At 40.7% G+C, this 25,651-nt stretch carries 20 protein-coding genes, 1 tRNA gene and 1 pseudogene; 1 reads left to right on the forward strand and 21 read right to left on the reverse strand.

Going from position 1 to position 25,651, the window contains the following annotated elements; all coding sequences use genetic code 11:
* Nucleotides 1-6: 6 nt before the first annotated feature.
* The 8 genes and pseudogenes from NQ095_RS05190 to NQ095_RS05220 all read right to left on the reverse strand — a co-directional run bounded on the left by NQ095_RS05190 (nucleotide 7) and on the right by NQ095_RS05220 (nucleotide 7,986).
* The gene (locus NQ095_RS05190; RefSeq protein ID WP_258262408.1) at nucleotides 7-519 is read right to left on the reverse strand and encodes a hypothetical protein; all 513 of its coding nucleotides are present in this window, start codon (nucleotides 517-519) and stop codon (nucleotides 7-9) included.
* Nucleotides 520-773: 254 nt separating this feature from the next.
* Nucleotides 774-851, reverse strand: a pseudogene (locus tag NQ095_RS22540) (recombinase family protein); the annotation flags it as partial.
* Between the two features lie 426 nt (nucleotides 852-1,277).
* Nucleotides 1,278-1,997, reverse strand: a complete 720-nt coding sequence (locus tag NQ095_RS05195) for an HNH endonuclease (RefSeq protein ID WP_258262409.1) — start codon at nucleotides 1,995-1,997, stop codon at nucleotides 1,278-1,280.
* A gap of 303 nt (nucleotides 1,998-2,300) precedes the next feature.
* Nucleotides 2,301-2,864 carry a recombinase family protein gene (locus NQ095_RS05200; protein WP_258262498.1) on the reverse strand — a complete coding sequence of 188 codons (564 nt, stop codon included), beginning with the start codon at nucleotides 2,862-2,864 and terminating at the stop codon, nucleotides 2,301-2,303.
* A gap of 916 nt (nucleotides 2,865-3,780) precedes the next feature.
* Nucleotides 3,781-6,285: an HD domain-containing protein gene (locus NQ095_RS05205; RefSeq protein WP_258262499.1), complete on the reverse strand. Its 2,505-nt coding sequence runs from the start codon at nucleotides 6,283-6,285 to the stop codon at nucleotides 3,781-3,783.
* A 216-nt stretch (nucleotides 6,286-6,501) separates the two neighbouring features.
* A complete protein-coding gene (locus tag NQ095_RS05210; RefSeq protein ID WP_258262410.1) occupies nucleotides 6,502-6,828 on the reverse strand; it encodes a hypothetical protein in 327 nt (108 codons plus the stop codon).
* Between the two features lie 601 nt (nucleotides 6,829-7,429).
* Entirely contained in the window at nucleotides 7,430-7,792 is a 363-nt protein-coding gene (locus tag NQ095_RS05215; protein ID WP_258262411.1) for a site-specific integrase, read from the reverse strand.
* 122 nt (nucleotides 7,793-7,914) lie between these two features.
* Nucleotides 7,915-7,986, reverse strand: a tRNA-Arg gene (locus tag NQ095_RS05220).
* A gap of 723 nt (nucleotides 7,987-8,709) precedes the next feature.
* Between NQ095_RS05220 and clpP the strand changes: the two genes are divergently transcribed.
* Nucleotides 8,710-9,306, forward strand: coding sequence for an ATP-dependent Clp endopeptidase proteolytic subunit ClpP (gene clpP / locus NQ095_RS05225; protein WP_098439082.1), 597 nt, complete (start codon nucleotides 8,710-8,712; stop codon nucleotides 9,304-9,306).
* Between the two features lie 50 nt (nucleotides 9,307-9,356).
* Here the strand turns inward: clpP and NQ095_RS05230 are convergent, their stop codons facing one another.
* The 13 genes from NQ095_RS05230 to NQ095_RS05290 all read right to left on the reverse strand — a co-directional run bounded on the left by NQ095_RS05230 (nucleotide 9,357) and on the right by NQ095_RS05290 (nucleotide 25,564).
* A complete protein-coding gene (locus tag NQ095_RS05230; protein ID WP_258262412.1) occupies nucleotides 9,357-12,227 on the reverse strand; it encodes an ATP-binding protein in 2,871 nt (956 codons plus the stop codon).
* A complete protein-coding gene (locus NQ095_RS05235; RefSeq protein ID WP_258262413.1) occupies nucleotides 12,214-12,585 on the reverse strand; it encodes a response regulator transcription factor in 372 nt (123 codons plus the stop codon). Before NQ095_RS05235 ends, NQ095_RS05230 begins: the two co-directional genes overlap by 14 nt.
* Before the next feature lie 2 nt (nucleotides 12,586-12,587).
* On the reverse strand, nucleotides 12,588-15,821 hold the full coding sequence (locus tag NQ095_RS05240; RefSeq protein ID WP_258262414.1) for a hypothetical protein: 3,234 nt from the start codon (nucleotides 15,819-15,821) through the stop codon (nucleotides 12,588-12,590).
* A complete protein-coding gene (locus NQ095_RS05245; RefSeq protein WP_258262415.1) occupies nucleotides 15,818-17,227 on the reverse strand; it encodes a glycosyltransferase family 2 protein in 1,410 nt (469 codons plus the stop codon). The genes NQ095_RS05240 and NQ095_RS05245 overlap by 4 nt, the downstream gene beginning before the upstream one ends.
* Nucleotides 17,224-18,216 carry a HEAT repeat domain-containing protein gene (locus tag NQ095_RS05250; protein ID WP_258262500.1) on the reverse strand — a complete coding sequence of 331 codons (993 nt, stop codon included), beginning with the start codon at nucleotides 18,214-18,216 and terminating at the stop codon, nucleotides 17,224-17,226. Before NQ095_RS05250 ends, NQ095_RS05245 begins: the two co-directional genes overlap by 4 nt.
* Before the next feature lie 52 nt (nucleotides 18,217-18,268).
* Nucleotides 18,269-19,870 carry a GGDEF domain-containing response regulator gene (locus tag NQ095_RS05255; protein ID WP_258262416.1) on the reverse strand — a complete coding sequence of 534 codons (1,602 nt, stop codon included), beginning with the start codon at nucleotides 19,868-19,870 and terminating at the stop codon, nucleotides 18,269-18,271.
* A 335-nt stretch (nucleotides 19,871-20,205) separates the two neighbouring features.
* A complete protein-coding gene (locus tag NQ095_RS05260) occupies nucleotides 20,206-20,463 on the reverse strand; it encodes an HPr family phosphocarrier protein (protein ID WP_258262417.1) in 258 nt (85 codons plus the stop codon).
* A 27-nt stretch (nucleotides 20,464-20,490) separates the two neighbouring features.
* On the reverse strand, nucleotides 20,491-21,438 hold the full coding sequence (gene whiA / locus NQ095_RS05265) for a DNA-binding protein WhiA (protein ID WP_034764240.1): 948 nt from the start codon (nucleotides 21,436-21,438) through the stop codon (nucleotides 20,491-20,493).
* A gap of 60 nt (nucleotides 21,439-21,498) precedes the next feature.
* The gene (locus NQ095_RS05270; RefSeq protein ID WP_258262418.1) at nucleotides 21,499-22,461 is read right to left on the reverse strand and encodes a gluconeogenesis factor YvcK family protein; all 963 of its coding nucleotides are present in this window, start codon (nucleotides 22,459-22,461) and stop codon (nucleotides 21,499-21,501) included.
* Nucleotides 22,458-23,351 carry an RNase adapter RapZ gene (gene rapZ, locus NQ095_RS05275; protein WP_258262419.1) on the reverse strand — a complete coding sequence of 298 codons (894 nt, stop codon included), beginning with the start codon at nucleotides 23,349-23,351 and terminating at the stop codon, nucleotides 22,458-22,460. Before rapZ ends, NQ095_RS05270 begins: the two co-directional genes overlap by 4 nt.
* A 48-nt stretch (nucleotides 23,352-23,399) precedes the next feature.
* Nucleotides 23,400-23,858, reverse strand: a complete 459-nt coding sequence (locus NQ095_RS05280; protein ID WP_034764665.1) for an 8-oxo-dGTP diphosphatase — start codon at nucleotides 23,856-23,858, stop codon at nucleotides 23,400-23,402.
* 431 nt (nucleotides 23,859-24,289) lie between these two features.
* Nucleotides 24,290-25,006, reverse strand: coding sequence for a GDSL-type esterase/lipase family protein (locus NQ095_RS05285; protein WP_258262420.1), 717 nt, complete (start codon nucleotides 25,004-25,006; stop codon nucleotides 24,290-24,292).
* 243 nt (nucleotides 25,007-25,249) lie between these two features.
* The gene (locus NQ095_RS05290) at nucleotides 25,250-25,564 is read right to left on the reverse strand and encodes a MerR family transcriptional regulator (RefSeq protein ID WP_258262421.1); all 315 of its coding nucleotides are present in this window, start codon (nucleotides 25,562-25,564) and stop codon (nucleotides 25,250-25,252) included.
* Between the last annotated feature and the right edge of the window lie 87 nt (nucleotides 25,565-25,651).

Raw genomic sequence — 25,651 nt, forward strand, 5'->3', positions numbered from 1 at the left:
ACTACCTCAATTACTTGAAATATCATTTTTTTCATAATAACTACTTAGCTTTTTATAATTGACATCAAAAATATCATATAACTCTGTTGCATATTCTAATCTATTTCGGTATATATGTGCATCTGCTAATTTTGTTCTGAAGAGTGGATTAACATCAAAACCTAGATAAAGGTCTTCATCCCCATTTTCGGATAAAGGCTCATACGCCCATGAAAAGTAAGTTAAAAACTCTTTAAATACCTTACGAAGTTCATCATAAACTTGAAATGCTTGGTAATCATCAAAATCAGAACGCATTTTTATTAGTGTAGCTTCAAAATCCTGAAAATCCTGCAAAGAAATTTTAGAGATATAGACATATCCAGTTGAGTTGTATCCTGTAGCAACTTTTAGGACATTTACAAACTGTTTAGCCTCTATTTGGTCAATAACATCTTCCAGAATAACAATGTCTTGCTTTTTACCAGGTTTAGTCGTTGTTGTAAAAGAATTAATTGAAGCAGTAACATATAGATTCATAATATGCATATTCTGATTCAAAGCACTTATTAGCATATTTTGTGGTATTAACTCTATTTGTGGAACTAACTTTTCCTTGGCTTTCTTAAAATTACTCCATCCTCTTAATTCTTTGGTAGATAAATCACTTGGTATACATAAGACCCTCCTATAATGTTACTCTTCAATGGAAGGGTTATTTTACTATTTTATCACCATTGAAGTATAGTAAAACAATCATTTTGAAAATGATATTCTTTTAATCACCAACTTAACTAGTTTAAGATACTTTCATTTTTCCGACGAATTAGTGTCCTCTTTGTAATACCAGTCATCGCTTCTACTTCCTTATAGCCTCTCTAATTAAACGAGTTATTTTTAACATTGCTCTGTTTGAAATTACCTCATACTGTAATTTTTCTTCATCAGTTTTTGATAACCCTAAAAATTCCATAAAACACCCCTTTTAAAACATATTTTACCATTAATTGTATTACCAATACCGTAAAAAGTAATCACTTTCACATATAATGGTATGAATAATAATTGAATAAAATCGATATATTATTAATTGTCGTCATCAACTCCACAATAAAAGCATCTAACCATATCAGGTTAAATGCTCAATTTAAAATGTTGGTAGTACCACATTGTTCGCTATTTTAAAGGAATAACCTACTCAGTATCGGTATCTTATTAACCAAGTTAAGATCTAATCCTGTTGTTGTAATAAAAATGTATTTCATTGTAACCAAAATATCCTACCATCTTAAACTTGATTAATTTCGCTTAAAACGGCTCAAAGATATTTCTAATCTTTGATTCAACCTTTTAGGAGAAGGATGATCAGCTTTATTAATAGGAAATCTAATCTTGTCATAGTCAATCTTTATGTTTTCATTTTGAAGAAATATCTCACCGTTAGCCCTTACACATATATCTCCATCTTCATAAAATTTATCATGTATCTTACATAGGCAAATCCCATTGTTCACTGTATCATCTTCACATAAATGTGCCGGATGTATATGAGCAGCTACTAAAACTGAAACATCATCTAATTCGCACATTGCACATTGATTATTATACGCCTTAAGTACCTTAATTCTAAAGCTACTATCTCTAATTAATTTCCTTCCAACTGTCTCTGTATACTCTCTTCCTTCAGGGTATAATCTTCTAGCATTAATCATTTCTTCAGTCTCAAGTTCTACAGTGCCATCATTATGGTAAATTGCTTTAGGTAAGAGATTATATCGATTCTTTGTCATATCTAAAAATCCCGTCGTACCTTTTTCGTCAAAGACAATTTGAACTCTAATCTCTCCTCTATTATGTTCATCAAATGAGAGCGAGATTGGATAGACCATATCATGGGGTAACTTTTCTAAATATTCCTCTTTCAATTGTCGATTTCTATCTTCCCTAATAGCCGCATTGTTTGCCTCTATTAATAATCTTTTTGTAAAATATCTACCTTCACTATCAATGTAATGCATATTTTGCCCACCCCACGTATTCATTACCTTATTTTAACATATAAATCCGATTATTTATTACAATTTAAGTTAAAGGCGTGTGCTACAGTGTCAGTTACTTCTAATATATCCGCTAACTCTTCTTTGAGAGTAGGCATAAACTCTCCATTTCTTTAATTGGATTTAGATAGAAGGGAGTCTTCTTTGTTTCGGGTTATTCGGGTCGTGTGGATTAGGGTACATAGGGTATATCCCTACTTTCGTCCCCAATGAAAATGTGGAAATATTCCCCCTGTATCAAATGCACACCTGGTTCAGGAGTCTTTACAATTGCTTTGCTTCTAATTCATTCTTTCTGTTAATCAGTGTTCGCTTCTTTATTCCAGTCATTGCTTCAACTTCTTTGTATGTATGAGTCTTTAACAACCCTAAAGCATGTAGAACTTGTTGCTTGGAGTGTTTCCTTGGTCTTCCTTCTCTGAAATCACCTCGTTGCTTAGCTAATGCCTTACCTTCTTGAGTACGTTCTACAATCATGTCTCTCTCAAACTCTGCAAGTGAACTTAAGATATTGAAAATTAGCCTTCCAGTTGGGGTGTTTTCTACTAGTCCCATATTAAGAATGTGAACCTTTATATCTCTAACAAATAGAATCTTAACTGTTTGTATACCTTCTACTGCTGACCTAACAAATCTATCTAGCTTTGTTATAACCAATGTGTCGCCTTCTTGTAATGCCTCAAGCAATTTTTTTAACTCGGGTCTATCAGTTTTAGTTCCTGTGAACTTCTCTTTATATATGACCTTGCATCCTTCCGCTTGCAACGATTGGATTTGAACCTCTAAGTCTTGTGCAATTGTTGAGACTCTCGCATATGCATATCTCATTGTTATATCCTCACTTTTACCACCCGTTTTTTGCACTAAGTTAATGCACAACTACTTTTGAATCTCTTATTTTATAAAATGTATCAAAAGGTCGACAATAATTATGGCATGTTTCAAAGTTAAATAGGATACCATATGATACTGTTCAAATCCCTATTAAACGTTTCATAAAATACGTTGTAAAAAGTACACCTTTTGAAACATGTATGGTTATCGAAATCAATATGTTAAAAGCTAGGATTCTGTCCTTTGCAATTACTGAATAAGTTCCACCTCTCTTCGATACTCCTTTAATACTACTTCAGTTTATTTCTATATGATTTTGCAATTTACTACATTAAAAAATTGCTACTATTTAACTCGTGTTGGAAATTTACGGGATCCTTGTATGTGGATGAACGTGATCTAAAACTTCTTTTAGTATTCCATTGCACTTTCTTCACTTGCATTATTTGCTTCAAGTTCCCCTTTAATAGCTTTTAAAAGGATAGCTTGTATAACATTCTTATTTTATCGTCCATTACTAACATAATTTAACTTTTAATAAATTTTTTTACATTTATTAATAGAAAGATAATAGCCTGCTGTTCATCAAGTGGAGGTAGTGGGATTACCTTTTTAATTTTTTAATGTTAATCTGCTAATTGCATTACAGGACATCAAACCCAACATCCTATTTTTTGTAGTAGGAGAATTAAGACAGAACATTAAATACTCGGATAATGAAACATCCTTTTTTTCTTGATATCCTACAGAAGAGAATATTCTCTAATTGACATACAGTTACAATCATTACCAATTAAAGTACACTCTATCGTAAACAACTCCTATATTAAATTATTCGTCAATCCCTTCAAATTCATATATGGATTATCAATAAAAAAAGAAAGCCCATTTAATCATGGACTTTCCTAAATTACTTAAAAAGATTTCCATATTCACTTTTAATAAATTTTGTTTTTTGCTGGTGATATTTCTTAACATACCCTAATATAGTTTGTTTTTTTAGAACGTCCTTTTGGTTTTCATACAAATGAAGGCAAAGCGCTTGGTAAATCGCGTATTTTATTTCAATTAGATCATTTTGGCTAAGATCATTCCTTGTTACATTTGGAATTACTTCTTCATTTTTAATATTAATATTTAATTCCTTAATGGATAAATTTAGAAGGATAAAAGGAATATCTAAACTAAATTTTTTTACAAATACATTTCTGACAAATAAATCAAAATTCTCCCTGTTAATAACACTATACTTTAAATACTTAGTGGAATTAATAGGTAAAAACACACGATTATTATCAATGTTGAAAATTATCTTTTCCTCAATTTCAAAGAACGAACCCGCTGAATAATCATGTCCATACCCTTCTAGATCATCTAGATTTAAATCTGGAAATATACTATTACCGTGATTCAAAAAACCTTCAGGAGCATCATCCATTAATTCCCTTTTCGCAATTATAGTCATATACTTAGGATCATTTTTTTCAATGTAAAGATCCTTAGCATCTTCACTATCATCTATAAGTTCAAAGATTTTATCTAATTCTTCACCATCTGCTATTATTGGAAAATTTAAGACTGTTAATTTATTATCATGTAAAAAATCTAATAATTGAAATTTGCCTTCGTTCTCATCAAGTGGAATCAATGATTCCCCATCATAAATGAACGGTTCACCTTTATATTGAATATCTTCAATACTTGACTCAAAAATATAGTCAAAGTTATTTTGCACAAGATTAACTTGAGCATCTATTCCATTAAAATATTTAGATAAATTAACAAATTGTTTACCCTCATGACGGAAAAATTGATGGTCTATTTTTTCTATAACTTCTTCATCAATATTTATGTATATGATGTTTATTTCATCAGTTAGAAAGTGACTATTCAAAAACTTCTTCAAGGTATCTAAATTTTCCCAACAATCCATAAATTGATTATAACTTAGAGTAACTTCTGTTCCCTGATTTTGAACTGCAGTATGATGGTTAATACACACAAATTCATCATACTTAGACAAATCAACCTCAAACAATTCTGGCTCATTCATATGTCTGGTTCTTACTTTAACTACATCTGATAACATAAAACAAGCTAAAAAACCAATTCCATAATTTCCGATTGGTTTATACCTAAATCCTTTAAGAGTATAATCGTCAGATTTATAAAATGAAGCTCCTAATTTCAAAAAATAGTTCTTTAATACATGGAGGTTCATCCCAATCCCATTATCTTTAATGGTAACTGTATTATTTTTTTTATCCAGCGTAATCCTAATTTCCGGATTGTACTCCTCGTCACCAAACTGCTTATTTTTGTTGATAATCTCTTTTTTTAACTTACAAGCATCTATACTATTTTGAATTAACTCTCTTAGTCCGTGCTTCTTTTCACCATACAATTGTTGACCCATTAATAACTTAGTTAACTGATCATAGTTAACTTTAAATTTCATATCAGCAATTGTATAGCCCTCGGATTTAATAAAGTTATAAACTTTGGGATGTAAAAGCAGTCGATATTTTTTTGAAAACCCCTGTGTTAAATCATTAGCGTTATTGATTTCTGCATTAATCCAGTTTATGTAACTCAATATTTTTCTGTGAATAAATGGGTTGCTACATCTACCATGAAGCTCAATTACTTTAAAATCATTTTCAACATGTTTAATCTTTTCTGTGTTTTCGATAGAGAAATGTTGTACCCACTCTGCTTTACTTATTCCTTGAGGACGTATGGATTCAAACAAAGATGGAGGTGTTCGTTGACTATCAAAATCTAGTATATCAGCAAGCCTTAGAATTATCGAACAGAACTGAGGATTATATGTATACTCACCTTTTTGCCCATATGTATCTAAATTTTGTTTTATCCATGAAATATCTTCAGTGTGGGATTGACAAATAAGTGCTATTTGATCTTCAAAAGTAGTGTTAAACATATTTGGAATTATCAAATCGTCTTTTAAGAACCGTTTTACAAACTCAGCGGATCTAAAAGCATGAACTCTTCTTATGTAATCCTGAATAGCTTGTTCTTCGTCACCATTAAATTTTTTGAGAACAGCATCATACTCTATTTCACTATAAGAAAGTTCTCCATTTTTTATTCCTTTAACTTCTTTGTCTGTAGCAGCCATTCCAATATCATGTAGTAAAGCAGAGAATGCCAACAATGCTAATTCAAAATCATTTAGTCTATTCAAATCTGGGACTAGTTTACCCATATAATCCATAATTCTTAAAGAGTGATTAATATCATGTAGTGTATAACTAGGAAAAACTTGACTAATTCTAGTATTTAATAATGGTTCAACTTTTCTATAAACTTTAATCAAGCCATTATAGAAATCTGTATTCCTTTCCTTTAAAAGTGAAATTATTTGCACGGAATCCAACGCTAATATTTGCACTGTCAAAAAAATCCCTCCCAAGTATAAAAGTATTGACACTTTTCTTTTAATATAGGAATCTGTCTTCTATATGGTAAACAATACCACATTATTAATAGCAAATAAAACTTAATAATATCAAAACTATAGGCCTTATATTTTTAAAATAACAATGTTATCGCTCGATAAGAGTATTAAAAAGGTGGCCAATACAATTAACCACCATGTTTCTTCACTTTAGTTATAGTTGCCACCTAAGAACTTAAACTTCACTATAATTTCTGTACTAATCACTATGTTCTCATCTTTTTCATTTAATGAACGGGCTTTATTTTCATCTACTATTTTAATAGATGCACTTGGATACTTTTCTTCAAGAATATCAATTAACCTCTCTAAAGTTGCAGTAAAAACATTTAGATCCATTTTTTTTGATATTCCGTTAATTAATTTTTTACTAAGAGCAGTATTATCTACTTCCTCAACAGTAATTTGAACATCAATTTCTTCTCTTCCTTGTTTCAAAAAAATATTAATTAGCTCGGTATGTAAAGTATACGCCATTTGAATCACCTCCGTTCTTTTCGTTAAATTATAATATAATTTCCATTAATTAGGTAAAAAATGACGGTTTTCCGATACTATATCCTTTCTCTTCACTATTGATAAAACTCCATTTATTCCATTATTACACAAAAATATAGGATACATTCCGAATTTGTAACTATGTCCTCCCTTCAAAGGCAATAGAGAGTGTTAAAATTTTGTGACGTGTGTCTGTACCTGCAAACTATTCATATATATAAAGAAAGATATAGCAGAAAATCCCCCGTACATACTGATACTAGTGTAGTAGACTATTTAAAAGACGGGTTTTATTAGTTTATGTAACAATCTCGTGAATTTCACCCATAATATTCCATCGATCTAATATACGAAATATGGAGCGCTTCAAATACGACACTCCAGTGATTGATATTCATTTGAGCAATCCCCGTATAGCTTCGAAATGTGCAAGTGGTTTTTCTCTAAGGGAGTTATTGGGTATCTCAATTTCAACTCCATTAATTTCAATTTTAGTCTAGTGAGCAAAGTTCTTTTAGTCTTAATCCAACATGAGCAAAAGTAAGCATAATTGCAAGGTCACGCAACCCAACGAATTGTGTTATATCAGGAGAATCCAACAATCTTTCTTTAAACAGTAATTCATGAACGTTCTTCCCGCTCTCATTCTTGCATTTATCGAAGATACAGCCCTATTTTGCTCTAGCATATGCTCCACCCAGTTCTCGATGTCCTGTGTCTTCATGGCCCTTACATCGTTTATGCGTACATCAATTTCAACAAAAGCTCTAAATGGTCCCTTCAGTTCTTTTTGATAATACATAATTGTATCTGGCGAAAGTCCTTTAATTTTACAATGCTTAAAGAATTCCTCAGACGCTTGTTGAAAATCTTTTACTGGTTGTTCCTGTTTTTTAATAAGTTTTTCTAAAACGTTTGGATCGACTGCTTTTCTCCTCGACATATAAAGCCCTGCATTGCGTGGTATTCGTTACGTGGTACTCACGAATGAAAAGCACCCAAACAAAAAAGTTCCTGCGCTTGTATAAAAATCATACAAACACAGGAACTCGTTGAATTAAACTACGCCCTCGGAGGGAATCGAACCCCCATCTTAAGAACCGGAATCTTACGTGCTATCCGTTGCACCACGAGGGCATGAAATGAATAACCGTCACGAATATATATTATAAGCCAGATATTACTTGTTTGCAATAGATATTATCATTTACGTCTTCTTTTAATCCTTCAATGATATCTTTTAAAGTGGATGAAACTTCTTTGTAGCACACTTACTCTATTAGGATAGGATCTACTCCCCTTTTTTACTAACCCATTCGAGAATCACAGAGTGGATTGAAGCGGAAGGCACTTGACTCCTGCGGGAAAAGCGGGAAGGTTCGAAAAGCGGAAGCGGCTCGCCCAGCCCCGACAAGCATAAGATGAATGGGCCTAAGAAGGCGTTTTTCTGCCTTCGTGGACCATTTAGCTTATGACCTCGAGGGGCTAGCCGCTGTAGCTAGACAGTTGAGACCCCACAGGGCGCAAGCCCGAGGAGGCTCGACTCCCTCCCCGCCGGAAAGCAAGTGCCTGCAGCGGAAAGAAACGGTCTTCGATTCTAAACTGTACTTTTCTCAAAGAGGAACCTTCTCTAAATAATCTTGAAGAAGGAAGTACTATCTCACATATAATAAACCATAAACTTTACAAACACCCTCCCGTTTAAAAAAGGTATCAATGGGTATCATGTAGAAAGGATTTATATACAGGGTAATAAAGGAAGCGTTTAGTTTGACCTTTATTGACCATGGGTGTATGATAACAATACAAAGTGAATAAGTAATTCCAACAAATAAAAAGAATTTCTAAGGAGGAACGAGGATGAATTTAATTCCTACAGTAATTGAGCAAACAAACCGCGGTGAGCGTGCGTATGACATTTATTCACGTTTATTGAAAGACCGTGTCATCATGCTTGGAAGCGGGATCGACGACAATGTGGCGAACTCCATTGTAGCACAGCTTCTTTTCCTTGAATCTGAAAACCCGGAGAAGGATATCTCAATCTACATAAACTCTCCTGGCGGTAGCATCACGGCAGGTATGGCCATCTACGATACAATTCAATACATCAAACCTGATGTACAGACGATCTGTATCGGTATGGCGGCTTCAATGGGTGCGTTCCTTCTTGCGGCAGGTGCAAAAGGCAAACGCTTAGCCCTTCCAAACGCTGAAGTGATGATTCACCAACCACTTGGAGGAGCTCAAGGTCAGGCGACGGAAATTGAAATCGCTGCAAAGCGCATTCTATTCCTTCGTGAAAAACTGAATCAAATCCTGGCTGATCGCACTGGCCAGCCACTTGAAGTGATTTCGAAAGATACAGATCGCGACAATTTCATGACAGCTGAAAGAGCGCTTGAATACGGATTGATCGACCGCATCATCACTCGTAACGAAATGGATAATAAATAAGTAAACAAAACCCCCTTCCCGGTACTCATGGGAAAGGGGTTTTTATTATTCTATTGTAACCGTTTTCCCTCAACCGGCACCAAAATTTCACCGTTCATTCCTTTTTTTAATAGCAGATGTAAGATCGTTTTGGACAGCCTGCTGGGATGATAGGGTTTGACTAAATAATCATTGGCTCCAAGGGTTAGTCCTTTTTCTTTTTCATCCAGCGCGGAAGAAATGATAATCGGTATTTGGGCAAGGTGGTGGTCCGATTTCATTTTCTCAAGGACATCCCATCCCGACATGCCTCCTTCAAGCATAATATCCAGGACGACGGCATCGGGTTTCTCTTCCTGGATTTTGGTTAATGCTTCACCACCTGAAGCTGTATGCTGCACCTTGAAACCACTGTCGGAAAGTTCGGCTTTGAGTAAGGATGCCAAATTGATATCATCTTCAATGACGATAATATTCATGCCATCCCCGCAGTGTTCATCCTCTTTGAAGCTTTCGATCGTCACGATCGGCAAACGGATGGTGAACACGCTCCCTTTCCCTTCTTGTGAGGAAACGGTGATATCCCCTTCATGGGTTTCAATGATTTCCTTCACGATGGTCAGACCCAATCCGGTGCCACCGATTCTTCTCTGATCTGAATTATCGACACGATAAAATTTGTTGAACAGATTTGGAATCGCCTCCTGTGGTATTCCCAGACCCTCATCCCGAATATCGATGAGGATGCTCTCCTCTCCTTCACGGAACCCAATGGTGATGGTACCCCCGTCAGGAGAATATTTGATGGCATTGCTGATGAGATTGGTGAATGCCTGTGACAACTTATCCCGGTCCCCAAGGACGATCGTGCAGTCCGTATCCCTTGCGATATTGAAAGAGTGATGGGGTGCATTCACCCTTTGGGTATCGATCACCTGTTGAATGACCGGGACAACATCCTCGAATTTTTTATCGAAAGTCTGGCGTCCGGACTCCATGCGCTGCACATCAAGGAAGTCATTGATTAGGGACGTTAACCGCTTTGCTTCCTGGTAGATCGTCGTTAAGTATTTCTTCGTTCTTTCCGGCTTCAGGTCTCTTGTCAGCATCAGTTCCGTAAATCCAAGCACACTAGACAGCGGTGTGCGAAGTTCATGGCTGACGGTGCTGACAAACTCCGATTTCATTTGATCGACTTCGAATTCTTTCGTGATATTCCGATGAACAAAGATCGTGCCTATCTGCTCTTCCCCGCGATAGAGGGATTCAGAATATACCTGGAATACTTCTTTACTATCCACCAGGTGATAGGTAAGGAGATGTTTACCTGTTTTCCCTTCCTTCACAATGGTTTCAAAATACTTATCCAGTTTCTCTTTGTCTTCCACCCGGTCAATCAGTGCTTGCTTCCAGGTTTGATAGCCTGACTGTTGGAGTCCGTCGATCCCATCCTTGATCAGAGCCGACAATTTCCTATTCATCAATAAGTTGTTGCCATCTTTATCGATGAGTTGTATTCCCTCTTGAATGTTGTTAAGGATGTCCTGGGTTAATTGACGGTTGGTCTCGGACTCTTCAAAAAGGGTGATCTTTTGCAGGGAGATGGAGATTTGCTTTGCCAGGCTCGTGTACTCACCCAATTCCTGCTTAGTGAAGTCATTTCCGAAACGGCTGAATACCATGATGGCTTCCACCTGTTGATCGACGGAAAGGACAGGCAAGAATAAGTCATACGAGTAAAGGATTTCCTCGTGATACCCTTTCTCGGACGGCGCCATTTCCCTTTTAAGTGAGAAGGGTTCCCTCGAATCAAATAATCGCTGATGGATACCATTATAAATGTACGTCAAGAACTGATCCGCACCCTTTTTCGATATCCCATATACCGCATTGGACTTTTGTTCATCCATTAGGACGATCATACCCCGTGAGGCCCCCATCACATGACTCATGCTTTTCACGATGCTCTCGAGTACCTCCTGCTTGTTGAGGGAGCTCGATATCCCATGAATGAATTCGTTTCTCCGCTCCAGCTGTGACTCCCTGTTCTTTGTCATATTCAGCAGATGCTCAAGTTCTGATTGCTGGGATTCCAACTCATCCTGCTGAGCCTGCAGTTCTTCATTCTGAGCCAGGAGATGCTCTTCCTTCTCCTGGATTTTATAGATCATCTTTTCGAATGCCCTGGACATCTTACCGATTTCATCTTTCCGTTTATTTTCAAAGGACCATTGCTGGTATGCTTCGTTTTCAGCAATTTGCTCTGCTGCTGATGCCACCTGATCGAGGGGCTGACCGATCCGTTTCGCAATCATCCTCATTAAACGCATGAGTACAAGGAGCATCAGAAAAATAAAAATCACAAAAGCTGTTTGGCTAAAGGACTCTTTCCGTTTCAGCTCATCATATGCACTTCGCTTGCTTTGTTCAATTGAGTCTGCATATCTGTTGAGCTGGGTTTGAAAGGTTTCGATTGTGGCCGTTGCACCGTCAGCCGAGGCCTCTTTCACTGCCTCGATATTCCCATTTTCGAAATCACCGATGATCCTCGGGGCCATATCCTTAAAATACAGAGTAGAAAATTCTTCCACATCCTTAAAGAAGAGTTGATCTTCCGTATCTGTTTTTAATCCTTTCAGTTTTTCCAGCGTGTCGGCCACTTTTTTCTCCTGCACGAAAATACTTTCTTTCAACTCCTGCCTTCCAAATGCAAGGTATCCCCTCGCATCAAAGAATGCCCTTTGAAAGTTTCTATCCAATTGTTCAGCCAAGTCTGCTTTTTGATTGAGGTCGTTCCTCTGAACCTGGTACTCATTTGAAATGGATTGATCATACAGAAACAAACAGGCAGCCCCGATGAAGAAGATGGCGATGAAGCCGCTCATCAATCCGATGAATTGATTGCGTAAGCTCGTTTGAAATAATTCTCTAATTCTCTTCATTCATTATGTCCTCGATCCGCTGAACAAGCTCTGCAGGACTATACGGCTTGGCAATGAAATAATCGGCTCCGGACTTCAGAACGAGGTCTTTATCCGCCTGCTGGCTCTTTGCTGACACCATCATAATTTTCACCGTGCCTTTATCTGGAGAGTTCCTTATTTTCTCAATCACTTCAAGCCCTGTGTATAAAGGCATCATATAATCGAGAAGAATGAGATCATAGTCGTTTTCCATGATGGAATTGATCGCTTCCTCACCGTCTGCTGCTTCATCAAGCTCATGTCCTTCGTCTTCAAGTGTATCCACCATCAGCATCCGGAGGACTTCTTCATCTTCCGCAATCAGAATTCTTGCCATATTTATTCCCCTTCTTTCTCAAAAGCTTCTTTCATTTCATTGTAAGACTGCTTCAATCTCTCATGGGAGGTCGGTTCATCCCATGTATCCCAAGAGTATGGATAGAACTGAGCAGGATTGATGAACCCGTCTTCATTCTGTGCCGGATATGAAAATGCCTTTTCCCCGTCGGTTTCATATAAACCGATTTTGATCGAGTCAAGGGTGGTAGAGCTTTGCAGACCTTTTCCTGCCCAGATATCCCCCATTGCCTCCTTCAGGCTCGGATCCTTTACATTCAGCAGTTGCCAGGGAATACGGATTTCATATCGCCCTTCAGCCGAGTCGACACTGATATCCGTCAATGAATCATACGCTTCATCCTCGGGGTTCGATGTTCCGAACTGGAGAACGCCGGTTTCATAGGATTGGAACGGGATGTTTTTCCCTTCTACGTCCAGTGATTTATTCAACGTCAACCGAATTGGATGATACACCCCGTTGTTTTTCACGTTGGCATATGTCTCTTCTTCTATCATGTTGAGAACATGCCCATATTGGTAGTGATGGGTGTCATAATAACTGTCGATCCATAAACGCGCTTCCTTCGTTCCCTTTATGTGAAGAGCAAAGTCCACCCCTTTTGTGGATACTCCCTTCACATCCGGAAGCGTGGATTGACCCTGATTCCCTATCGTATCGAATAAAAGGTACGTGTCTTTCCCTTCTGAAATACGGTTCGAATCAACTCGGACATACACAAAACGTTCATCACTTGTCACATACATGCTGTTGCCATCCTTATCAAAAGCAGGTTCGATCTCATTGAAGGTCCAATCCTCAGGTCTACCGTCCACATGAATCATGGATGTCCCGCTTTCTCCCGGATCAAAGCTCACCATTCCGAACTGCTGCTCATTCGTTTGGGCATTTTGCCAGAAAGGCCGTCTGTCCGGATTGTCATAGTCCATCGTGTTCCATGTTCGCTTGAACCATTCATCCTGCCAGGCAAAGACCATTCCACCGGCCATTTTCTCTTCCACGATATCCTCGAATAATCTCCGGTCGATTTCACCCTGTTCTTTTTCGGAATGATTTCCCTGATCCATACCGTAGACGTTTTCATGGGTGAGGCCACGTGATCCCGGAACACCGAATTCCGCTACCACTAATGGCATGGAGTGCGCCTTTTTCATGTCATGTAAATAGCCGGCGTAATTATTCTTTTCTCCGCGGTGATCGATGTAATTTACATACGGTTGTTCGTAATTCAGAAAGTCAGGGTAATACGGGTAGATATGATAGGAAGCGAATAAACCGGTTTTCAGTTTGTCGGTCCCCTTCATGACATTCGGGTCGACCGACACCATGTCTTCCTTCTCCAGAGGTTCGCTCGGATGATCCAACAGATCGGTGGTCACCCAGTTCGTGAAGCTGACCGGCCTTTGCCACTGATACGTCTCGGTTTCATACTTGAGGCCTTCATTCATTCTCTCTGTCAGCCAGATTTCAAACGGCTCTGCCCCGTCCGTTTCAATGTATTCACCCTTGAAGTCCCCGAGTCCTTTATGTTTTTCATTTGTCGCAAGGACCACCTCGGGATCCCACTCGACCCCAAAGATCCACCCAAGAACATAAGGTGATATATCGTAGGTGTAAGACCCCGATGCATGGCCTTTTCGTTCAGGAATTTCAGCGTTCCCGTGAACGAGATCGATGGTCTTTTTAATTTCTGACGCAAATTCGTCTGTGTTTTCTTTTGCAAACGCATCCTCGGACCTTAAGAAAATTTCTTCATTGACCCACACGCCTTGGAATAAATACAAAGGCTTATCTGCCATTTGATTGTATTCGTAAAAGGCCTCATAAAATTCTGGAGGATGGATGGTGTAAATCCGTAGTGAATTGGCATTCATGGCACCGATTTGTTTGAACCACCTCAAATATTCCTCTTTTGAAATCGCTGTTTCTCCAGGAAATGAACCCGGCCTTGCGATTCCCATATTCACCCCTTTTATGAGGAGATCTTCCCACTTTCCGTCCTTTTTCACTTGAATGTAGTCTGAGCCCGTTTTCCCTGCGAGCTTCAGGCCATTTTCTTTCGTGATTTCAATATTTTCCTTCTTCTCATGCTCTTTACCCTTTTGAATATCCTTAAGGATTGCCGTCATCATCGGAGTATAGGCCTTCCAGTAAAATTGGGAAGAATCATCCGGACTGGCTGACCCCGTCCATTTTCTCCAGGCAGAAAATCCGACGGTTTGATACAGATCGGGCACATCTGCCTGATCTGCATAATCCCCGCTGAAATAGTACGTGTCGAATAGACGGTTCCGGCCGTGAACGACGGCAGGGAACGTAACGGGAAGATTCAGTGCTTTCATGGTATCCTTCCCCTTCTCGGACAGCGACAGCGTATAGTTGGCCATGACTTCATCCGGTTCGATCGCTTCCACGATATCAAACCAGTATGAATAAGGCGTGCTGATTCCTTTTCCGATTAAGTCTTCACCCCGTGAGGTAGTGGAAAAGACCGCACCCTTCTTCCCGATGTCATCTTTATCCATGACCACCAGCCGATCATTCTCGTCCACCAGTACATAACCAGGGCCCGTAAAATTGTACGCTTCTTCATACTGCTTCTCGTAGTTCTCCCTTACCCATTGAGGCACTTCGCTATTTTCCAATTCAGGGAAATACCTTCCGATCCATCCTGACCACTTCAGATTGAACAGGGAGTAGAATTTCTTCCGGGTTTCTTCTTCCGTAGGCTGTGCCATGGAATTGAACTCGGCAATCAATGTTTTACCTTCATTCATCGCCATGTCTTTTAATGCGTCCATATCCTGATCGGTCAAGCCTCCGTAAAGTTTGGAAGACCGCTTGCCCGCTACATTTTCATTATGAAACTCTTCTTCATACACCCCATATGTATCGGCTATATAGACCGCATCATACTTCTCGGTGGATGAGGGAATATTTTTTACATCAAAGGTTTGATCCTTTCCCGGAACAAACCCAATATAGTCTTTCTTCAGATCATACCGTTTCCCATTTGATTGAACATATTTCTGTTGATTTAACAGCCACATAAGACCTTTATGTTCACGATAAGTAGTATCCGGTACAGTTTTATCAATGATCAGTACATCCAAGTTCTGTTCCTTTTTAAGCTGCCACAGCCAAAAAGGGGCTGACACCAAAAGAACGATGCTTACGATGAACAAGAGGAACGAATAGGATTTCAACTTTGTCATTTCGATACTCCTTTTCTCGCCATTTCTCCCCAGCCCCTCTTCTTACGGATCACGTTCAAGATCCCTTCACATCGCCAGAAAACGGTCAACGGACGGTACCATAACGTCTCGGTCAATGAATAGACGAAAAGTCTTCCGATATCGGTTGCTCTCGGGAACTTTCGGACGGACCATTCTTCCAGGAGGACCGCAGCCATGGACAACACCGACCCATATAGGATGGATAACAAGAATAATAGAATGGCGAATTCCAGATAAACCCCTCCAAGGAAAATGGAGAGAACCATGATGATGTACCCCATCAGTTCAACGACCGGGCCGAGAAATTCAATGATTAAAAAATATGGCATGGAAATCATGCCGATTGATCCGTACTTCGGATTAAACAGGAGCCGTCGGTGGATCCAAAGGCTTTCAAACAAACCGCGATGCCATCTGCTCCGTTGACGGCGTAAATATTTCAAGGATTCCGGTGCTTCTGTCCAGCTTACCGGATCCGGCACATAGACGATTTTCTTATCGGCTTTTTGTTCTTTCACATAACGGTGGAGCCTGACAACGAGCTCCATATCCTCTCCCACGGTATGGGAATATCCACCCGCATCGACGACCCAGCGTTTCGAGAATACACCGAACGCCCCCGATACGATCAGAAGGAGATTATGGCGGCTCAAGCCGATCCTTCCCATAAGGAACGCCCTTAAGTACTCGATCACCTGCATCACGACGAGTGGAGAACGGGAAAGACCCACCTTCACAATTTCACCGCTTTCAATCTCGCATCCATTTGCGATCCGGATACTTCCTCCGGAGGCTATGACCTCCCCATCGGATTCGACGATCGGTTTCATCACTTTCAGGAAAGCGGTCCGTTCGAGAACCGAGTCCCCATCGATGGAGCAGAAATAAGGAAAGTTCGATACATTGATCCCCGCATTCAAGGCATCTGCCTTGCCGCCGTTTTCCTTATCGATCACCAGTAAATTTTTATACAGCTTCGACTGATACACACCCTTCACCGGTTGTGTTTTCAGCTGCTGGCGGATCACCCACTTGATTTTCACCAACTGAAAGGTTTCCACGAGCTTTTCCATGGAATCATCGGTGGAGCCATCGTTAACGATGATGATTTCGTATTCCGGGTATTCAATGCTCAATAATGATCTAACCGTCGCCATGATGCCGACAGATTCATTGTAAGCGGGGACCAGTATGGAAACCGGCTTCGTCTGATGGAGGTGTAAAAGCTCTTCATACGGCTCCCACTCATCGAGGCCATAGGTTTTCCTTAATTGAAAAAGGGAGATCACGAGTAGAATCGTATAAAACGAGACGACGAGAATCATATAGAGGAGAACGAACCACCCTATCGAAATCAGGATGTTCCCCCAATCTATCTCATTCATGAAACCGCCCCCCTTTCCAGCCACTGTTCGGCCATATCCCTTGCATAACCATCTTCCGCATACACGGCAATTTCCCTTAACAATGCTTCTCCATTTTCCAGTCGCAAAAGGGATTGAGCTGCCTGGGAGCGAACATAAAAGGACGGGTCGCTCATAAGGGCCTGTAAGGCAGGACTCAGCTCCGTGGAACGGATGTATTCACATGCTTTAATGGCCATCAGCCGCTCCTGCCATGAGTCTGCGTTCAAATGAACGGAAAGTGTCGGTATATCAAGATAAAATTCCATCCCCACCACTGCTTTCAAGGCACGGACCCTGAGCTCAGTGGTCCCGGTTTCCAGTAATCGCTTAAGGAATGAAACATGCTCCATTCGATTCTTCACCCCGATTGAATCGATGAGGGCAAACCTCATGACCTCAGGCAGATCATCAAAGGCAGAGATCAATGGTCGGAACTGATCTTCCCTGAATGAATGAAACAAGAGACTGAATTCAAATTCCGACAACTCATACTTCGTCTCACTCAACCTCTCAACCACGTTCTTCTCATCAAATAGCACATGAATTTTTAACAGCTGCATCTCTTCCGCTTTGCTGACCTTTTTTGAAGCGTGAAGTTTCTTTAGTGGTTCAAGCATACTTTTCATCTTAAAATCGTGTATCCAATAAAGGGCATTCATCCGGATACTCCATCGCCTGTGCTTCAGCTGGGATAAAATGAACGGTTGAAAATGTTCTTCTGCAAACCCCTGTAAGCGTTCCTGCATGTCATCCGAGGCAAACATTTTCGAGAAGCCTGCCAGTAACTCGACCAGGGCACGTGTTTGCAAAGGAGAACGAACAGATAACTCCTCCGCCTCCACCCCCTCATGCAAAAATTGAAAGAGCGCCAACTGATATTCCTCTTTATATCGTTCAATCTGCGTCCTATTTTTATTATCAATCACTTTTTTTATCATCAAATACAGGCAAAGACCCGTTAATATCACGAGCAAAATGATCAGCGCAATAGAAAAATAATAAAGCTCCCGTGAGTACAATTTACCTCATCCTTTTTAGCATTTGACCTAAACGGGCCTCGAGCTCCAGTAGTTTAAACGGTTTCGTCATATAATCATCGGCTCCGAGCTGAAGGGATCTTGAAATGTCCCTCTCACTTTTACGGGAGGTAAGCATGAGCACTTTGTAGCGATCCGAATCACTTCTTGAGCGAATCTGCTCCAGTACTTCCAACCCGTCCATCTTCGGCATCACCCCGTCTAAAATCACGAGACAGGGATTTCCTTCATGCCAATCCGATCCTATAAAAGCAGCCCCATCTTTAAATGTGTGGATATCATACTGAATATGCTGCTCCCCTGGCAGTTTAGACACGATATCCTTCATCACCGTCCGAATGATCGGGTCATCATCGACGATGGCAATCTTCATGATTTTGTGAAGGGTATGCTCCCCTGCCTTCCCGTCCACCTTCACGACATTTCTGCCGCTGCTTTTCGCCTCATAAAGGGCATTATCCGCAAGCTTTAGCCATGTATCAAATGGCTGCGTCGGATCAGCGATCTCTGCCACTCCTGCCGAAAAGGTGCAAGAAAAGTCGGGATTTGCCTGAAACACCATTTGACTGAATCTCTTACGTATATCATCGACAAATGTGCACGCTTCTTTTATAGACGTATGTGGGAAGACGATGACAAACTCTTCCCCCCCAAAGCGAAAAACCGTGTCCTGGATCCTCGTTTCGGACTTCAATTGTGAAGCAAATTCCTTCAGCACCCGATCCCCCATCAGATGCCCATAGCGGTCGTTCACCCCTTTGAAATCGTCCAGATCAAGGACGGCCACACAATACGAATCCCTCCTGCGTGCCCAGTCGCTTTGTACTTGGGCATACGCCTGACTCAAGAATTTACGGTTATAAACCATCGTCAATTCATCAATCAATACGAGCTCTTCCATTTGCTTCTTTCGTTCCATCTGCCTCTTCACCCGTACAATGAACTCATCAAGGTCAAATGGCTTGGCGATAAAATCATCCGCCCCCATCTGATAGCTCTTCATCCGGACTTCTTTACTGTTCTCCACGCTCACCATGACCGTTGGAATGAACTGTTGTTTCAGCTTTTTCTTGAAAAAGTCCAGAACCTCGAATCCATTCGTCCCATCCATATAAATGTCGATGATTGCACAATCCGGCCTCACATCATAGTACGACATGATGGCCTTATCAGGATTGGCGATGGGAACGACGTACCATCCGATCTGCTCCAACTCCTCCTTCATATACATAAGGAAGGACGTATCATCATCGATGAGTAACACAACAGGTTCTTCCCCATCCCTGCTTTGCTTGCCAGGAAATACTTCGATCGATTCCTCCTCATGGTGATAACAATATTGGATGATATCAAACAGTTCTTCCTTCACTTCTGAAATCGACCACGTCCGAGCGTCTTTTTCATTATGCTGATCCATCAATTCACGGGCACGCTCCCCGATTGTATGTAAACCAAGAACAGAGGCCGACCCCGCCATGGAGTGGATGAAGCGGTACACTTCTTCATGGGGGATGGTGGCCATGGCCTCCCATTCTTCTAGTTTTTTTCGAATATTATTAAAGAAATGATTTGTGTATTTTTCCATAAGGCATCGTCTTCCTTCGTCGTAAACTTCTTTTGCATTTCATAGGAATCTTCCCGTTACATTTTTGTGTCATATATTTTTTCAAACTCATTCTATTATACTCTCGTATTTTCTAGTTTAATAGGTGAGGAATGGAAATATTATGTGTCTTTTTCTCCATTTCATATGAGTATCCTGAAAGGTTCAATGTAACAAAAAAAGAGGGGGACTTCCATTTAGAATGTGAAATAAATGGAAAAAAGGTTCGAAAGACTGAGTTGCTATCCTCTCGTTTGGAACAAAAAAAAGGCCGGTGACCACTCCCTGGTCACCGGCCTTTTTCTGAATTTGCACATTTACGCTTCTTTTTGAACGAATCTTTCAAGGGCGACGAGGGCTTCTTCTTCGTCGCTTCCGTCCGCTACCAATATGATGGCAGAACCGGTGGAGATCGCTAGACTCATCAAGCCCATGATGCTTTTCGCATTTACCTTCTTCCCGTCCTTCTCTAAGAAGATTTCAGATGAGAAGCGGTTTGCCTCCTGTACGAATAGTGCTGCCGGTCGCGCTTGTAAACCAGTCTTCAATTTCACTTCTACTTGTTTTTCCACCATATCCATTTCTCTCCCCTTTGTCCTTAATTAGGTATTGAGCTTTTCTCCCGCTCTTAACTTGTCTGCCAGCTGATCGATTTTCCGTAAGCGGTGATTGATTCCTGATTTACTGATCGTGCCGCCTGACACCATTTCCCCCAGTTCTTTCAACGTGACATCCTGATAGTTCACTCGAAGCTCTGCTATCTCCCTTAGTTTATCGGGTAAAACCTGCAAACCTACATGTCTTTCGATAAACTTGATGTTTTCTACCTGTCTGAGGGCTGCACCAATGGTTTTATTCAAGTTAGCCGTCTCGCAATTCACCAGACGATTAACGGAATTCCTCATATCACGGACGATCCGTACATCCTCAAATCGGAGCAGGGCATTGTGTGCCCCTATGATATTCAGGAACTCCGTGATTTTCTCCGCTTCCTTCAAATACGTAATGAAGCCTTTTTTCCGTTCGAGGGTCTTACTGTTCAAGCCAAAGGAATTCATCAGCTCGGACAACGCCTCGTTGTGTTCAGAATAAAGAGAAAAGATTTCCAAATGATACGATGATGTTTCCGGATTGTTGACCGAACCGCCCGCAAGGAATGCTCCCCTGAGGTATGAGCGCCTGCAGCATTTCTTCTTGATCAGGTCTTCCGCTATATTATGGATAAAGGTGAAATGTTCACCCAGTATTTTCAAGTCCTCGAGGATCATCTTTGTATCTTCTTTGATTCGGACAATGTACACATTGTTTTTCTTCAGCCGCATCTTCTTTCGTACCAGAAGCTCTACCGGGGTGTCGTACCCTTTTTTGATTAAGGTATAGATTCTTCTGGCAATGGCGGCGTTTTCGGTTTGAATATTGACGACGAGCATTTGATTCGAGAAGGACAATGAGCCATTCATGCGAATCAATGCGGAAAGTTCTGCACTTGCACAACAATCCTTCACTTCAATATTAGTCAGTTCTTTTTTCGTTTCAGACGCAAACGACATCCCCATCACCTCCTAGCAAACGCTTGCACAACCTTATACGCAAGAAATTCCCGTAGTATATCAGTTGGTTGATTCTTTCAAATAAGAATAAATAATATCCGCGACCTTCTCTGTGTTATGACGGACGAGATGATTTTCATAGGAAAGGATCTCTTCTGCGATCACTTCCAAGCCCATGGATTTTAATTTATCCACATCAAAATGAACGGGGCTCGCCTGCTCTTCATTATATCTTTCCTGTACCTCTTTTGGTACCTGTTTCTTGTTTACCAAGATATAATCAATGCTTGGTGTTTCTAAATGATCGTATAACGCCTTCACGTGGTCGCTCGCTGAATAATCCAGCGTCTCCCCTGCCTGGGTCATGATATTGCAAATATACATCTTCTTGGCATCGGCCTGGCAGACGGCTTCGCCAATTCCGGGGACAAGAAGATTCGGTAAGATACTAGTATATAGGCTTCCCGGTCCCATCACAATTAAATCGGCTTCTTTGATGGCACGCAAGGTTTCACCTAATGCCTTGATGCTGTCCGGCTTCAGGAAGACACGTTTGATCTTCTTACCGGCTTTCGGAATGGCGGATTCACCCGTCACGATCGTCCCATCCTCCATTTCAGCCTTGAGGATGACACTCTGATTCGCTGATGGAAGCACCTTTCCCTTCACATTCAATACCCTGCTCATTTCCTGAATCGCATGGACAAAGTCCCCTGTAATGGAAGCAAGGGCCGCGATGATCAAGTTCCCGAGGGCATGACCGGACAGTTCATTCGTCGTCTCAAATCGATGCTGAAACATTTGTTCAACCAGTGGCTCTACTTCTGATAGGGCAGCGAGGACATTGCGTATATCTCCTGGTGGAGGAATGTCCAGACTGTCCCGCAAACGACCGGAACTGCCACCGTCATCTGCAACGGTGACGATGGCCGTTATATCAATCGGGTGTCGCTTCAATCCCCTGAGGAGGACCGGCAGGCCGGTTCCTCCCCCGATCACGACGACCTTGGGTGTATGTGTCATGTTGTTAGACCCTTTCTCTTCTGGATATCTCGATGAGAAATTTTTGTTTGATAGTCCTTTTCAAAATGATGTCCAAGATACTCTGCCAACGCAACCGAGCGATGCTGCCCGCCTGTACATCCAATGGCCACGACAAGCTGGCTCTTTCCTTCACGCTTGTATTGGGGAAGCATGAACGAGAGTAAGTCGGTTATTTTTTCAATGAATTTATTCGTTTCATTCCATTTCAACACATAGGTAGAAACCTCTTCATCCAATCCCGTTTTCGGTCTCATATGATCGATGTAATGGGGATTCGGAAGGAAGCGGACATCAAATACCAGATCGGCATCAATGGGAATCCCGTGTTTGAAACCGAAGGATACGACATTCACCGTGAAGATCGTTTTCTTGTTCACCGAGAATTCCGTTAGAATCTTTTCCCTAAGTTCTCTTGGCTTCATGGTGGAAGTATTATAGATCAACTGGGAACGCCCCTTCAATTCCTCGAGGAGCTCCCTTTCCTGACGGATCCCTTCAAGAGGCAAGCCTGATGGAGCCAATGGATGCGAACGGCGTGTTTCCTTGTACCGTCTGACAAGGGACGAATCATCTGCATCAAGGTAGAGGATCTGAGGCGATACCCATGACGTTTCCGCCAGTTCATCCAATGCTTTAAATAGATGATCGAAGAATTCCCTTCCCCTGAGATCCATGACAAGGGCGACCTTATTCATTTTATTACCGGACTCTTTCATCAGTTCCAAAAATTTTGGCAGAAGAGTGGGCGGCAGATTGTCCACACAGAAGAATCCTAAATCCTCAAAGCTTTGAATGGCAACCGTTTTGCCGGCTCCGGACATACCCGTTATGATGACCAATTGAACATCGTTCGTCGAACCTGTACTCATGCTCTTCCCCCGCTTTTATCGTAATATTCTATATAAAAAGTTCGTTGTTTAACTTGGATCCAGTCGATAAGATAATAATTTAAAATCAGGCGTATAGGTGAATGTTCCATAAATCGTATTCTTTCCATGCAAAAGGTAGTCCAGAATATGATAATCTCCTTCAGCCATAGGCAAATTCTTGATGTCTTCAATCGGGTGCCATTTAATCTTACCTTCTGCCGATTCCTGAAGATTGACTCCATCCGCCTCTGTTGCAAAGAAAGAGAACATCATCCACTCCGAAACGATTTGATCACCGTCTTTAATAATGAACGTAAACACGCCTTTTAAATCGGGATTCTTTAAATAGATGCCTGTTTCCTCGCGATACTCCCGGATGACGGCATCCCTGATCGATTCTCCGGACTCCATCTTTCCACCCGGGGCGACCCACCAGTTCCTTCTTGGTTTTTGGAGAAGGAGCACCTTGTCTCCATCCAGATATAAACAATTTGTGACACGTTGCACTACCTTCACCTCAATCTTGATGTTTTGGGACCCGTGGATGCACCAGTCCCGATTACAGTCAACTTCATTCCTTACATTATACTATGATTACAGACAAGCTACAATGTCTCCGCCTGCCGGAAAACGTGTCGATTGAAATCGAAAAATATTGGGACAGGTTTTGACATGTTGAGGAGTCTGCAAGTGATTGGTACAGGTATACCCCAGTCACTATAACAGAAAAAAAAGCAAAAAAAATAGACACAGGCGATTCCTGTGTCATCTACGGGATTTATTACTTAAAAGGGGGTCAATTTCTTATTATCTATATTACCCGAAAATTGTTTCACTAGTGTTACAACAGATTTAAAACGGTATTACGGAATTGTTAATGTTTCAAATGGGGTTTCGCAAATCACCCCGAATTCTCCCGAATACTGTAAAAATAAGGTTTAAAAGTTATAGTTCTTCATGATTTGATCTGCCATTAATTCGTATCCTTTTCCATTGGGATGAAGGGAATCATGGAAATAGTTTTCCTTGGACTTTCCTTTAAATAATGGATTGGTCGATACGTATTTCACATTTTCATGTTTTTCTGCTTCCTTCTTCATCGACTTATTCCAATCATCCACATATGCTTCGATTTTATCGCTGTCTTTGTCCGGGTATGGATTATACAATCCCAACACGATGATATCCGCTTTATCGCTCGCTGTCCCGGTAATATTCAGGATCTTATCCAGATTATCGAGATAATCTTCTTTCGCTTCCATGATCTCATCGTGATGTAAAGGGAACAAGTCTCCACCATTGTTCTTGATTAAATCATTGGTTCCAATGTTGATGATATATACATCCGCTTCACTCAAATCCTCGGCAACCTCAGGCTTCACGATTTGTGCGAGTAATTGATCCGACTGCTGCCCGGGTATTCCAAGGTTTTGGAAGTTATACGACGTCTTGGTATGTTTTTTGTTTACTTTTCCTTCTAACCGCCCGATATACCCTGCTTCCTTCTTATCACCATAACCATAGGTGAGGGAATCCCCCAATGCGATCACTCGTTTTTTTGAAGATGACTCTGTCTCATCTGCAAAAAAACTGAAGTAGACGACGGGTATAAGAGCAAACAGTACGACAACCGCTGCGAGTTTCACTATTTTCATTGTTGATCCGACCTTCCGAAATAAACTGAGATGACTTTCATAATAGTCGTTATTCCCTGTTGGAGGGGTTATAATCCTGTTTATTTTTGGAAGATGGTTATCGGTTTCTTTCATAGCAGGTTTGGAATTGGAGTTCTTGAGATTAATCCATTTTTCACCACGGAATAATCTTCTAATACATCAGGACACTTTCGGAGAGATTCACATAGATATCACTCCAAAGATCCAGAGGTCCGTCCCTCTTTACTTCTTCTGTATCCCAAAACGTGCATTCAGCTGGCCTTTGATCATTTTCTGTTTCGCTTCTTTTTGTTCTTTTATGGTTAGTTCATGTTTGATTTCTTTGGTCGTGACCCCTTCTTCGCGCTGGTCGGCGATATCCATCAATCGTTCCACATCGGAGAATGAGTATTTGCGATATCCCCTGTTGGAGCGCTGTGGAAAGATCAGATTCTTCTCTTCGTAATAGCGGATCTTCCTCTCGGTCAATCCGGTCAGTTCGCTCACGACCCCGATCGAAATCACTTTCTTATCTTTATAGGAAGGTTCATTATCCACGGCTGACTCATCCTCCTAAGCAGGGAATAGGTTGATTATACATGTCCTGCCAGGGGATTTGGACTATTATGTTAGAAAACCTTACAA

The organism is Rossellomorea sp. SC111, from assembly GCF_024733565.1.
GTDB lineage: Bacteria > Bacillota > Bacilli > Bacillales > Bacillaceae_B > Rossellomorea.

Bases quoted from the DNA above. Each gene is read 5' to 3' on its own strand.
- NQ095_RS05230 (WP_258262412.1), bottom strand. From the start codon at position 12,227: ATGAAGAGAATTAGAGAATTATTTCAAACGAGCTTACGCAATCAATTC.
- NQ095_RS05245 (WP_258262415.1), bottom strand. From the start codon at position 17,227: ATGAATGAGATAGATTGGGGGAACATCCTGATTTCGATAGGGTGGTTC.
- NQ095_RS05260 (WP_258262417.1), bottom strand. From the start codon at position 20,463: ATGGTGGAAAAACAAGTAGAAGTGAAATTGAAGACTGGTTTACAAGCG.
- NQ095_RS05200 (WP_258262498.1), bottom strand. From the start codon at position 2,864: ATGAGATATGCATATGCGAGAGTCTCAACAATTGCACAAGACTTAGAG.
- NQ095_RS05190 (WP_258262408.1), bottom strand. From the start codon at position 519: ATGAATCTATATGTTACTGCTTCAATTAATTCTTTTACAACAACGACT.
- NQ095_RS05210 (WP_258262410.1), bottom strand. From the start codon at position 6,828: ATGGCGTATACTTTACATACCGAGCTAATTAATATTTTTTTGAAACAA.
- rapZ (WP_258262419.1), bottom strand. From the start codon at position 23,351: ATGAGTACAGGTTCGACGAACGATGTTCAATTGGTCATCATAACGGGT.
- NQ095_RS05240 (WP_258262414.1), bottom strand. From the start codon at position 15,821: ATGACAAAGTTGAAATCCTATTCGTTCCTCTTGTTCATCGTAAGCATC.
- clpP (WP_098439082.1), top strand. From the start codon at position 8,710: ATGAATTTAATTCCTACAGTAATTGAGCAAACAAACCGCGGTGAGCGT.
- NQ095_RS05195 (WP_258262409.1), bottom strand. From the start codon at position 1,997: ATGCATTACATTGATAGTGAAGGTAGATATTTTACAAAAAGATTATTA.
- NQ095_RS05235 (WP_258262413.1), bottom strand. From the start codon at position 12,585: ATGGCAAGAATTCTGATTGCGGAAGATGAAGAAGTCCTCCGGATGCTG.
- NQ095_RS05215 (WP_258262411.1), bottom strand. From the start codon at position 7,792: ATGTCGAGGAGAAAAGCAGTCGATCCAAACGTTTTAGAAAAACTTATT.
- NQ095_RS05285 (WP_258262420.1), bottom strand. From the start codon at position 25,006: ATGAAAATAGTGAAACTCGCAGCGGTTGTCGTACTGTTTGCTCTTATA.
- whiA (WP_034764240.1), bottom strand. From the start codon at position 21,438: ATGTCGTTTGCGTCTGAAACGAAAAAAGAACTGACTAATATTGAAGTG.
- NQ095_RS05255 (WP_258262416.1), bottom strand. From the start codon at position 19,870: ATGGAAAAATACACAAATCATTTCTTTAATAATATTCGAAAAAAACTA.
- NQ095_RS05270 (WP_258262418.1), bottom strand. From the start codon at position 22,461: ATGACACATACACCCAAGGTCGTCGTGATCGGGGGAGGAACCGGCCTG.